Raw genomic sequence first — 12,307 nt, forward strand, 5'->3', positions numbered from 1 at the left:
CCACTAACCGTTACCTCCCTGGCAATTTAGAGGTAATCCTTTATTGGTATGGGTATACTCCAGGGTATGCACCAGAATAGCGCCATTCCTGCAATCAGGTCACGTCAGGAGCCCGGCAACTCTATGTTAAAAAGATGTTTATCTCCGCTGACGCTGGTTAACCAGCTGGCGCTTATTGTTCTGCTGTCCACCGCTATCGGTGTGACCGGCATGGCTATTTCTGGCTGGCTGGTACAGGGTGTGCAGGGTAATGCGCATGCCATCAACGAGGCAGGCTCGCTACGTATGCAGAGTTACCGGCTGCTGGCGTCGGTGCCGCTGACGCAGGCTGACCAACCGCTTATCGACGAAATGGAGCGTACCGCATTCAGCCCTGAACTGGAAAGAGCCGCCATCCGTGACGGCCAGCAATCTCAGCTTAAGGCGCTTCAGGGCTACTGGCATACCCAGCTGGAGCCCGGGTTAAAGCGGGCGGAAGACCGGGAAACGGTCGCCCAGGATGTCGCCGGGTTTGTGTCACGCATCGATCATCTCGTCTCCTCGTTCGATCGCACCACAGAGTTACGCATTGACCGCGTGGTGATGGTTCACCGCGCAATGGCGCTGTTTATGGGTTTGCTGCTGATTTTCACGGTTATCTGGCTGCGCGCGCGGTTGCTTAACCCCTGGAAGCAACTCCTGGCGATGGCCCGCGCCGTCACACAGCGCGATTTTACCCAACGCACGCACATCAGCGGGCGCAACGAAATGGCGATGCTCGGCGAGGCGCTCAACACCATGTCGGCGGAGCTATCTGAAAGCTACGCGGTACTGGAAAAACGCGTCCAGGAGAAAACCGCCGGGCTTGAGCAGAAAAACGAGATCCTCTCTTTCCTCTGGCAGGCGAACCGTCGCCTGCATATGCAGGTACCGCTTTGCGAGCGTCTCTCGCCGGTACTGAACGGCCTGCAAAACCTGACTCTGCTCCACGATCTTGAGCTACGGGTTTATGACGTTGAAGATGAGGAAAACCATCAGGAATTTACCTGTCAGTCGGACATCTCCTGCGACGATAAAGGGTGTCATCTGTGCCCGCGCGGCTTGCCGCCGCTTACCACCAGCGGCACGACCCTCAAGTGGCGGCTGATGGACAGCCATACCCAGTACGGTATTTTGCTGGCCACCCTGCCCGCCGGACGTCATCTGAGCCACGACCAGCAGCAGTTGGTCGATACTCTTGTAGAGCAGCTCACGGCCACGCTGGCGCTCGACCGTCACCAGGAAAAACAGCAGCAGCTGATCGTGATGGAGGAGCGCGCCACCATCGCTCGCGAGCTGCACGACTCCATCGCCCAGTCCCTCTCCTGCATGAAGATGCAGGTGAGTTGCCTGCAAATGCAGGACGAAGGCATGCCCGAGAGCAGCAAACAGCTGCTCAGCCAGATCCGCAACGAGCTTAACACCTCGTGGATTCAGCTTCGCGAGCTGCTGACCACCTTCCGTTTACAGCTCACCGAGCCGGGGCTACGCCCTGCGCTGGAGTCCAGCTGTCAGGAATTTAGTGCCCGGCTGGGCTTCCCGGTGAAGCTGGATTACCAGTTGCCACCGCGTTTTGTCCCCTCTCACCAGGCGATCCATTTGCTGCAAATTGCCCGTGAAGCCCTGAGCAACGTGCTCAAGCATGCCGAGGCGACGGCCGTCACGGTCACCGTCAGCTGCCAGGATAATCAGGTGAAGCTCAGGGTTCAGGATAACGGCCGCGGCGTGCCGGAAAATGCCGAACGAACGAACCATTATGGTTTAATCATCATGCGAGACCGCGCGCAAAGCCTGCGCGGTGATTGCCAGGTTCGCCGGGGAGAGTCAGGTGGCACCGAAGTCGTGGTCACCTTTATACCCGAAAAGCCCCTCATAACTGCTCAAGGAGAAAACCATGACTAATCAGGAACCGGCATCTATCCTGTTGATTGACGATCATCCGATGCTGCGCACTGGCGTTAAACAGCTTGTCAGCATGGCGCCCGATATCACCGTCGTCGGGGAAGCCAGCAACGGCGAACAGGGTATTGAACTTGCCGAATCGCTCGATCCTGATTTGATCTTGCTCGATCTCAACATGCCGGGCATGAATGGCCTGGAAACCCTCGACAAGCTGCGGGAGAAATCCCTCTCTGGCCGGGTGGTGGTCTTCAGCGTCTCAAACCATGAAGAAGACGTGGTCACCGCCCTCAAGCGGGGGGCAGACGGCTATCTGCTGAAAGATATGGAGCCGGAAGATCTGCTCAAGGCGCTGCAACAGGCTGCCGCAGGCGAGATGGTGCTGAGTGAAGCGTTAACGCCGGTACTGGCCGCCAGCCTGCGTGCGAACCGCGCCACGTCTGACCGTGACGTCAGCCAGTTGACCCCGCGCGAGCGCGACATTCTGAAGCTGATTGCTCAGGGTCTGCCGAACAAAATGATAGCCCGCCGTCTGGACATCACCGAGAGCACGGTCAAAGTGCATGTCAAACACATGCTGAAGAAAATGAAGTTAAAATCCCGCGTCGAAGCCGCCGTCTGGGTGCATCAGGAGCGCATTTTTTAACTTACTCATCCGGCAGCAACTTCCACCGTGGATCGTCGGCAGGCATTGCGACGAGCGGTTGCACCACGGAAAGCGTGATCTCATTGGAGGAGACACGCTGCCCATCCTTATCTTCCACCACGGCCGTAAGCCGCCATTCGTTTTTCGCCCCTTCCGCGTCGTTCCAGGCGGGCATGATTATGCTCCAGCCATCGCTGCTGTTGCTGTTTGCCGGTGAGGTCAGGCTGAGCGCCTGGGTATCACCCAGCCAGTGGATCTGACGGATACCGTGCGTGCTGCGAATTTGCAGCTTCAGCATCACAGTTTCGCCTGGCTTAAGATCCCACGGCGGCGTGGCCAGATAGACCGAGAGGGTTTTACGCTGACGGAATTCCATCACGGGCAGATTATCACGCTCAGGTGAATCATAGCGGCTGCCCCGCAGCGAGCGCGTCGCCGCCACTTCCCCGGCGGAAAGCTGTTTCGCCAGCGGCACACCAAAGCGATAGTTGAGCTTCAGCCCGAGGTTATTCTGGCTAACGCCGCTCTCCCCCTGCTTATGGGCAGCCGTCAGGGTGACCAGCGGAACGGGGGTATAGTTCAGCCCCAGGTTGACCGCAACCGGGTTGTGATACCCCGTACCGCTGTTAAACAGATCGACGTTATCGCCAAAATACTGTTCAAAGCTGACGCTGGTGTTCAGGTGATGAAACCAGGGAAGCCAGGCTTTGGCCGTTACGTCGTACCCGCGCGCCATGCGCTGCTCCCGGATGTCGGAACGCGGCTGCCAGCCAGCGAACGGCTGGTAGTAATTGGCCGACAGGCGAAGGTTTTCGCCCCACGCCTCTGCGCCCAGTCCGGCACGTTGCAGGTTGTCTTCCAGCAGGTTGTCGTAAAAGGTGTTGTAGCCCAGCAGCCAGTTTCCGGCAACCCAGCGCTGCCCGATCCCGACGTTGCTCACCAGCCCGTCTGTCTGCTGCGTCAGGCCAAGCTGGCTCCAGCTCAGATAGCGGGTGTTGTCGCTCCAGGGGATAAACCAGCTTCCGCTGCTGCCGTTAAAGTTACCGTCATCATCCACCAGTACATTGACATTGGCGTTACCCCAGGGGGAAAGCCAGGATTCAATCTGCTCGTTGACTTCCCCGCTGACGGCATCCCGCACCTTGCCAAACGCGAACTGTCGCGCCTGCTGACCGGCCGTCAGGCCGTTATCGATCATACTGGCTTCACCGAAGGCCTTTGCCATTTCAGCCAGGTGCTTTTCGCCTTCGGTAGTCGGTTGCGCCATACCGAGATCCGGCAGACTATCGCCGTTATTATCAAACGGATTTTGCGCCTGCTGCACGAAGGATTTCGGCGCACCGTGAACGGCTCCAGCCGTAAGAAGGGGGAGTAACAGCAAAAAATGGATGCGGGACGATACAGCCTTCAACGTCGTCAATAAGAACCTGTGTTTATGAACAAACACTTATTATGTTAACGCCATAAGCCCTGAAAACCAGTCTTAACAGAAATTTCAGGAATATCCTGAACAGAATTGTCGGGAGGCGGCTTCGCCTTACCCGACCTACAAATTCGTGCCGGTGCGAAGCCGCCACCTGACGCCTTTACACTATTATCCCAACAACCCTTTCAGCTCCGGCAGGCAGCAGCCGCAGTTCGTACCGCAACGCAGCTTCACGCCCAGCGCTGCGGCAGAATTACAGCCTCCGGCTATCGCCTTACGTATCGTATTTTCACCCACGCTAAAGCAGCTACAGATAATTCGCCCGGGATCGGCATCTTCGCCCGGCCGTTGTCCGTGCAGCAGCGCGTGGCGTTCAGCGAGTTGTACGGGCGCAGCAGCAAAGGCTTCTTCAATAAACGCATGCGCCAGCGCCGGCAGTGTCTGGCCTTCCCAGTAGCCCAGCATCAGCTCGCCGTGATGCCAGGCGAGCACGCTGCTGCGTTCTCCCGTCTGTGCCACCTGTAACTGCCAGCCCCGACCGCTGGCGTACGCCATGACCCACGACAGCAACGGCTGCTCCCCCGCCACCGTCAGACGTGAGGCTTTACGCCACCAGCATACCGACGGCGGCAGCGCTGGCAACTCGCGGGCATACAGCTCCCCCTGCCAGGCGGGTAGCCAGGGCAGGATCCTCACCGCGGTTTGTTTACTCTCCGGCTGGCCGGACCAGGCATCAACCCGCCCTTCCACCAGCGCGTTGACCTTCCCCTGCCGGGCAAACTGCGCGTTCCAGTGCATCGGCGCAAACAGCTCGCCCGCACGCTGTGCGGTAGAGATACGTACTCTGGCAACCATGACCCCGCGCGGGGAACTTATCCGCGCCAGCTGGCCGTCAGTCAGCCCCGCGCGCGCCGCATCGGTTGCGTTCATCTCAATAAAAGGCTCATCGATATGCTGCATCAGGCGCGGAACATACCCCGTGCGCGTCATGGTGTGCCACTGATCGCGGATCCGCCCGCTATTCAGTATCAAGGGGTACAATTCGTCGACGCCTGCCCCATGTGAGAAAGGATCAACCGGTACAAGATTTCTTTGCGGGAAATCACCGGCATGCCACTGATAAGGCGCCAGCTCGTCCCACGCCTCTCGCGACAGCGACGCCAGTTCGCGCAGGTTTAGCGCCCGTTCGCCGTTATTTTCAAACGCCGTCAGCGCCGCATGTTCACAAAATATCTCATGAGGGTGTTCCCAGGCGAAGGCATCGCCATAACCGAGCTGCTCTGCGATCCGGGCGATGATCCACCAGTCCGGTCTGGCCTCGCCCGGCGCAGGCAGAAACGCGCGCTGGCGCGAAATACGCCGCTCGGAATTGGTCACCGTTCCGTCTTTTTCGCCCCAGCCCAGGGCGGGAAAACGGATATGAGCAAACCGGCTGGTGTCCGTCTCCTGCATCACCTCAGATACTATGACCAGCGGGCAGGCTGCCAGGGCCTGGCACACCGCGTGGCTGTCGGGAAGTGACACGGCAGGATTGGTGCCCATGATCCACACCGCCTTCACCTCGCCGCGGGCAATCGCGTCAAACAGCTCTACCGCCATCAGCCCCGGCGTTTGTGCCAGCCGCTCGGTTCCCCAGAAACGCGCCACACGCGAAAGATCGTCCGGCTCGAAGTTCATGTGCGCCGCCAGCTGGTTCGCCAGCCCACCCACTTCCCGCCCGCCCATGGCGTTTGGCTGTCCGGTCAGCGAAAACGGGCCGCAGCCCGAACGATTGAACTTCCCGCTGGCAAGATGCACGTTAATGATGGCGTTACACTTGTCGCTGCCGCTGGAGGACTGGTTGATCCCCATGGTGTAGAGCGTGATCGCGCGTGGCGCAGTGACAAACCAGTCGTAGAAGGTGCCAATCTCGTCTGAAGGCAGATCGCAAAACGCGGCCACGTGAGGAATCGGCCACTCGCCGCTACCCTGAATCAGATTGAGCAATCCCACAAACAGCCCGGCGTCGCTGCCGGGCTTAAGCGCCAGATGCAGGTCAGCGACATCGCAGGTGGCGGTTTTGCGCGGATCGATCACGACCACTTTCATCTGCGGGTTGCTGCGTTTTGCCTGCACCAGCCGCTGATACAGCACCGGATGCGTCCAGGCCGCGTTTGAGCCAACGAGTACCACCAGATCGCTGTTTTCCACGTCCTCGTAGCTGCACGGCACAATGTCTTCACCGAAGGCGCGTTTGTAGCCCACCACCGCCGACGACATGCACAGCCGCGAGTTGGTATCAATGTTCGCCGCCCCGATAAAGCCTTTCATCAGCTTGTTGGCCGCATAGTAATCCTCGGTCAACAGCTGGCCGGAGGCATAAAACGCCACCGCCTGCGGCCCCCATTCGGTGATGATCTTCCGTAGCCGCTCGCCCGCTTCACCCAGCGCCTGCGGCCATGCCACCTCCATGCCGTCAACAACCGGGCGCAGCAGACGTCCCTGCAACCCCGTCGTTTCCCCGAGGGCAGATCCTTTTACGCACAGGCGACCAAAGTTCGCCGGATGAGTTTCATCCCCACGAATGCTTACCGCGCCATCTTCCACACTGGCGACCACGCCGCAGCCCACCCCGCAGTAAGGGCACGTTGTACGGGTTTCCGTCATGAGGCCTCCGCACGCATCACCAGCTCTTGGCTTCCAACCCAAACCTTGCCGTTTTCAATTTTTACCGGCCAGGCGCGCACCACGGGTTCGCCGTTCTCCACCTGACATCCATCGCGCAGACGTATGCGCTGCTTGTAAAGCGGGGAAATCACCACCGGCTCGCCCGCTGCATCGCCAAGGATGCCGCGCGAAAGCACGTTCGCGCTGCTGCCCGGCTCCAGGTCGTCCAGGGCATAAACGGACGTTCCAAAGCGGAACAGCGCAATCGGTTTTCGGCCAAGCCGCGCGCCGATGCCCGCCTGCTCGGGGATATCATTGATGCCGCAAATTTCCTGCCAGCGCTTGCTCTCCGCCGCGGCAGGGACATTCACCGCGGTGCGGAACAGCGCCAGGCGATCAGGATCGTTGAGGGTGGTTTGCCATTCGCACTGATAGGTCTCCACCACCCGGGTCATCTCCTGCTCCAGCTCGTGGGCGATCCCAAGGCTGTCGTTCAGGATCACCTCGCGCAGATAGTCGAGGCCGCCTTCCAGGTTATCCATCCAGGTACTGGTGCGTTGCAGACGATCTGCCGTGCGAATGTAGAACATCAGGAAACGGTCAACGGTGCGGATCAGCGTTTCGTCGTCCAGATCGCTGGCAAAGAGATCCGCGTGGCGCGGCTTCATCCCGCCGTTGCCGCACAGATAAAGGTTCCAGCCCTTGTCCGTGGCAATCACCCCCACGTCTTTGCTCTGCGCCTCTGCGCACTCACGGGTACAGCCGGAGACCGCCATTTTGATTTTGTGCGGCGCACGTAACCCCTTGTAGCGATGCTCCAGTTTGACCGCAAGGCCGGTGGAGTCCTGCACGCCATAGCGACACCAGGTCGACCCGACGCAGGATTTCACCGTGCGCAGGGATTTCCCGTACGCATGACCGGTCTCAAATCCGGCCTCCACCAGCGCCTGCCAGATTTCCGGCAACTGTTCGAGCGTGGCGCCAAACAGGTCAATACGCTGTCCGCCGGTGATTTTGCTGTAAAGGCTATAGCGTTTCGCAATCTGGCCTATGGCGATCAGCCCGTCGGCCGTCACTTCCCCGGCAGGCATGCGCGGCACGATGGAATACGTTCCGTCCTTCTGAATATTGGCAAAGTAGCGGTCGTTGGTGTCCTGCAGCGGCAGATGCGCCGGTTTCAGCAGGTATTCGTTCCAGCAGGAGGCCAGCACTGATCCCACCAGCGGTTTACAGATCTCACAGCCGTGCCCTTGTCCGTAACGGCTGATAAGCTGGTCGAAGGTCCGGATATGGTTGACGCGCACCAGGTGGTATATCTCCTGACGCGAGTACGGGAAGTGCTCACAGATATCTTTTTTCACCTCCACGCCCTGCTCCGCAAGCTGGAACTCCATCACCTGCTTCACCAGCGCGCTACAACCTCCGCAGCCGGTCGCCGCTTTGGTGCACTGCTTAATGGCGCCGATATCCGTTGCGCCCGCGCTTACCGCCAGGCAGATATCCCCTTTGCTGACGTTATGACACGAACAGATCTGCGCGCTTTCCGGCAGCGCCGCCACGCCCAGCGCTTTTGGCGTGCAGCCTGACGACGCGGGTAAGATCAGCGTTTCCGGCTCTTTTGGCAGACTGATGCCGTTAAGCATCATCTGCACCAGCGTGGCGTATTCGCTGGCATCGCCCACCAGCACGCCACCCAGCAGGGTTTTGCTGTCGTGACTGACCACAATTTTTTTGTAGATTTGCTGCGGCCCGTGCGTCCACTGGTAGCTCAGCGCCCCCGGCGTGCGCCCGTGGGCATCGCCAAACGACGCCACATCCACACCCAGCAACTTGAGTTTGGTACTCATATCCGCGCCGGTGAAGCGCTTCTCCTCACCCGCCAGCACAGCGGCGGCCACGCGCGCCATCTGGTAGCCCGGGGCCACCAGGCCAAAGATTTTCCCCTCCCACAGCGCGCATTCCCCGATGGCAAGCACGTCCGGATCGGAGGTCCGGCAGCCGTCGTCAATACAGATCCCGCCGCGCTCGCCAATAGCCAGCCCGCTGCTGCGCGCCAGCGCGTCCTGCGGACGAATACCGGCAGAGAAGACGACCATGTCCGTTTCCAGCTGTTCACCCTCGGCAAAACGCAGCACCAGCCCGTCGTCTGCGGTGGCAATCTCCGTCGTCGATTTACTGGTGTGTACCCCTACGCCCAGCGCCTCAATTTTCCTGCGCAGCATTGCCGCACCGTCGCTGTCGAGCTGCACCGCCATCAGGTTCGGCGCAAACTCCACCACGTGGGTTTCCAGCCCTAGCTGCTTAAGCGCATTCGCCGCCTCCAGCCCCAGCAGGCCGCCGCCAATTACCACGCCGCGGCGAGAGCCTGCCGCATGGGCCGCAATGTTGTCCAGATCGTCGAGGGTGCGGTAGACAAAACAACCCGGCAGATCGCTGCCCGGAACGGGCGGTACGAACGGGTACGAGCCGGTCGCCAGCACCAGCTTATCCCAGTGGGTTTCATGGCCGCTGGCGGTACGCACAACGTGTGCATCACGATCGATAGCGACAATCTGCTGCGAGAGGCGCAGCTCTATACCGTTATCGGCAAAGAACTCCCCCGCCACCAGCGAGAGCGAGTCCGCGCTGCGTCCGCCAAAATATTCCGACAGATGCACGCGGTCATAGGCCGCATAGCGCTCTTCGCCAAAAACAATAATCTGATACTGCTGATGCAAATTGCGGTTAACGCAGTCTTCGAGGAAATGATGGCCGACCATACCGTGCCCAACCACCACCAGAGTAGGTTTTGTCATAGCGCTCTGTCCTGCAACCTGCGGTTGCGTTGTGAAACGATCGAACAGCCAGTCCGCGTGGGCGGGCGCAGCCGTTGCCAGTAAATCGGTAAAGGTTGCCGCGCTGCGGCAGTCACCCAGCAGCAGCACGCCAGCCAGCGTCCCCTGATGGATCAGTAAACGTCGATAGTGACGGGTCAGCGGATCCCATGAACTCCATACCACATCGTCCGCCTGCGCCGTCGCGCGTCCGAGGCTGAACAGCTCCACGCCGGTCACCTTAAGACGCACGCCGTTGTCGGTCCGGGTAAACGGCGCGGTGATCTCCCCGGCCAGCCGCGCGGCGAGAATATCCGCCTGCGCCAGACAGGGGGCGACCAGGCCAAATGTCTGGCCGTCAATTTCACAGCACTCGCCGATGGCGTAGATATCCGGCACGGAGGTTTGCATCTGGTGATCCACCACGATGCCGCGCGCGCAGTGAATGCCGCTGGCTTTTGCCAGCGCAACGTTGGGTTGTACACCCGTGGCCAGCACCACGCGCGCGGCGGTGACGCTGTGCCCGTTGAGTAGCGTCACGCTCTTGCCGTTAATCGCCGCGATGCCAGAGGCGAATTCACAGCTAACACCCCGCGCCGCCAGCGCCTCTTCAAGCAGCAGTCCCGCCTGCTGATCCAGCTGCTGTTCCATCAGCCAGGGACCACGATGGATAAGCGTGACGTTGTCACCGTTGCGCGCCAGCGCTGCCGCTGCTTCCACGCCAAGTACGCCACCGCCCAGCACTACCGCCGGACCGGAGAGGTTCTGGATGGCGCGGGTCTCTGCCAGGGTGCGAAAGGTGAACACATGCGGCGCATCGCCGCCGGGGATCGGCGGCACTACAGGGGTAGACCCGGTGGCAAACACCAGCGCATCCCAGCCCAGCGTGCGAGCAGAGGTACGCACTTTACGCGCGTTAACGTCTACTGCGAGCACCGTTTCTCCTCGCAGCACCGTCACGCCTCGTGCCGTGTACCAGTCTTCATCGTGCAGACAGATGTGCTCCGCCTGCTTTTCACCACTCAGCACCGGCGAAAGCTGGATGCGGTTGTACGCCTGCTCCGGCTCGTCACCGATGACGGTGATAGCGAAACGACCGGGCACACGCCCGGTGAGCGATGCAATCAGCCGGGTTGCCGCCATACCATTACCGATAATGACCAGTCGCATCGTGCCCCCTCATTACGCCGCTTTCGGCTGTTTTTCGTAGAGGAAATGGAGGATCTGCTGGCGCATATGGTGATAGCGGCTATCGTCCGCCAGCTGCACCCGGTTGCGCGGGCGCGGCAGATCGACGCGCAGGATCTCACCCACGGTGGCCGCCGGGCCGTTGGTCATCATCATTACGCGGTCAGAGAGCAGTACCGCCTCGTCCACGTCGTGAGTGATGAGCACGATAGTGGTGTTCAGCGCCTGCTGGATCTGCATCACCGAGTCCTGAAGATGGGCACGCGTCAGCGCATCGAGCGCGCCAAACGGCTCATCCATCAGCAGCACTTTCGGCTTCATTGCCAGCGCCCGGGCAATACCGACGCGCTGCTTCATACCGCCGGAGATCTCCCCGGGGCGCTTATTCAGCGCGTGGCCCATCTGCACCCGGTCGAGATTGTGCTCAATCCACTCTTTGCGCTCGGCCTTACTCATGGTGCGACGGAAGACCTGATCCACCGCCAGCGCCACGTTGTCGAAGCAGGTTAACCACGGCAGCAGCGAATGGTTCTGGAACACTACCGCACGCTCAGGCCCCGGCCCGGCGATTTCGCGGTTGTCGCAAATCAGCCCGCCTTCCGTCGGCAGCGTGATCCCGGCGATCAGGTTTAACAGCGTCGACTTGCCGCAGCCGGAGTGACCAATCAGACTGACGGTTTCGCCCTCGTGGATATCAAAAGAGACGTTTTGCAGTGCCAGAAACTCGCCGCTGGCGGTGGAAAAACGCTGGCTCACGGCCTGGACCTGAATTAAAGGTTTCATCTTCACTCCTTATTTTTCCTGCCAGCTAAAGCGACGGGCGATCAGCATCAGCCCCTGCTCCAGCAGCAACCCGACCACGCCAATGATGACGATGGCGATGAGAATGTTTTCAACGTTGAGGTTGTTCCATTCATTCCAGATCCAGAAGCCAATGCCTAAACCTCCGGTGAGCATCTCGGCGGCGACAATCACCAGCCAGGCAATGCCAATGGAGAGACGTACCCCGGTCAACACCGCAGGCAGCACGGCGGGGAAAAGAATGCGGCGCATGATGGTCCACTCTGAGAGTTGCAGCACCCGGGCCACGTTGAGGTAGTCCTGCGGAATACGGCGCACCCCTTCGGCGGTGTTAATGACCATCGGCCAGATGGAGCAGATGAAAATGGTCCAGCTCGACGCGGGCTCCGCTTTCTGGAACAGCAGCAGGCCGATAGGCAGCCAGGCCAGCGGGCTGACCGGACGCAGGAGCGCGATCAGCGGGTTGAACATGCGGGAGAAAAAGGTGAAGCGCCCAATCAAAAAGCCCAGCGGAATGCCCGCCAGCGCCGCCAGACCGAAGCCGATGGCGACGCGCTGCAACGACGCCAGTACGTTCCAGCCAATGCCCATATCGTTTGGCCCGTCGCGATAAAACGGATCGGCAAACAGGGTCATGGCCGAATCGAGCGTGCTGAGCGGCGTCGGGAAACCTTTACTGTTTATCGCCGCCAGCTGCCAGAGCACCACCAGCAGACCGAGACCGAGCAGCGCCGGGATGACGCGCTGTAAAAACTCATTCATCCGACGCGTAAACGCTGGCGCACGACGGCGAACCTGTAGCGGAGGCAGGACAATCACTTCCCCGCTCTCTGACTTCTCTTGTGGTTGCGTATTTTGCAGATGCTGCAT

Annotated in this window: 7 protein-coding genes; 2 read left to right on the forward strand and 5 right to left on the reverse strand. The window is 60.2% G+C overall.

Translation table 11 applies throughout. The features are described from left to right. Positions 1-123: 123 nt before the first annotated feature. Positions 124-1,920, forward strand: coding sequence for a nitrate/nitrite two-component system sensor histidine kinase NarX (gene narX, locus ACQG1K_RS12385; protein ID WP_058677184.1), 1,797 nt, complete (start codon positions 124-126; stop codon positions 1,918-1,920). Next, positions 1,913-2,563, forward strand: a complete 651-nt coding sequence (gene narL, locus ACQG1K_RS12390; RefSeq protein WP_003856701.1) for a two-component system response regulator NarL — start codon at positions 1,913-1,915, stop codon at positions 2,561-2,563. Before narX ends, narL begins: the two co-directional genes overlap by 8 nt. Position 2,564: 1 nt before the next feature. Here the strand turns inward: narL and ACQG1K_RS12395 are convergent, their stop codons facing one another. The 5 genes from ACQG1K_RS12395 to ntrB all read right to left on the reverse strand — a co-directional run bounded on the left by ACQG1K_RS12395 (position 2,565) and on the right by ntrB (position 12,307). Next, positions 2,565-3,983 carry a YchO/YchP family invasin gene (locus ACQG1K_RS12395; protein WP_063841128.1) on the reverse strand — a complete coding sequence of 473 codons (1,419 nt, stop codon included), beginning with the start codon at positions 3,981-3,983 and terminating at the stop codon, positions 2,565-2,567. 174 nt (positions 3,984-4,157) lie between these two features. Beyond that, positions 4,158-6,635 (reverse strand): nitrate reductase, encoded by a 2,478-nt coding sequence (locus tag ACQG1K_RS12400; RefSeq protein WP_367074382.1) that lies wholly within the window; start codon positions 6,633-6,635, stop codon positions 4,158-4,160. Further along, on the reverse strand, positions 6,632-10,618 hold the full coding sequence (gene nirB, locus ACQG1K_RS12405; protein WP_426720848.1) for a nitrite reductase large subunit NirB: 3,987 nt from the start codon (positions 10,616-10,618) through the stop codon (positions 6,632-6,634). The genes ACQG1K_RS12400 and nirB overlap by 4 nt, the downstream gene beginning before the upstream one ends. Positions 10,619-10,630: 12 nt before the next feature. Next, positions 10,631-11,419 carry an ABC transporter ATP-binding protein gene (locus ACQG1K_RS12410; protein WP_023300285.1) on the reverse strand — a complete coding sequence of 263 codons (789 nt, stop codon included), beginning with the start codon at positions 11,417-11,419 and terminating at the stop codon, positions 10,631-10,633. A gap of 9 nt (positions 11,420-11,428) precedes the next feature. Continuing rightward, entirely contained in the window at positions 11,429-12,307 is an 879-nt protein-coding gene (ntrB, locus tag ACQG1K_RS12415; RefSeq protein ID WP_022648369.1) for a nitrate ABC transporter permease, read from the reverse strand.

It is taken from the genome of Enterobacter cloacae complex sp. 402C9 (assembly GCF_050030745.1).
GTDB lineage: Bacteria > Pseudomonadota > Gammaproteobacteria > Enterobacterales > Enterobacteriaceae > Enterobacter > Enterobacter intestinihominis.

What these genes read in the sequence shown, in the direction of transcription:
- narL (WP_003856701.1), top strand. Translation starts at nt 1,913, where the DNA reads ATGACTAATCAGGAACCGGCATCTATCCTGTTGATTGACGATCATCCG.
- narX (WP_058677184.1), top strand. Translation starts at nt 124, where the DNA reads ATGTTAAAAAGATGTTTATCTCCGCTGACGCTGGTTAACCAGCTGGCG.
- ACQG1K_RS12410 (WP_023300285.1), bottom strand. Translation starts at nt 11,419, where the DNA reads ATGAAACCTTTAATTCAGGTCCAGGCCGTGAGCCAGCGTTTTTCCACC.
- nirB (WP_426720848.1), bottom strand. Translation starts at nt 10,618, where the DNA reads ATGCGACTGGTCATTATCGGTAATGGTATGGCGGCAACCCGGCTGATT.
- ntrB (WP_022648369.1), bottom strand. Translation starts at nt 12,307, where the DNA reads ATGCAGCATCTGCAAAATACGCAACCACAAGAGAAGTCAGAGAGCGGG.
- ACQG1K_RS12400 (WP_367074382.1), bottom strand. Translation starts at nt 6,635, where the DNA reads ATGACGGAAACCCGTACAACGTGCCCTTACTGCGGGGTGGGCTGCGGC.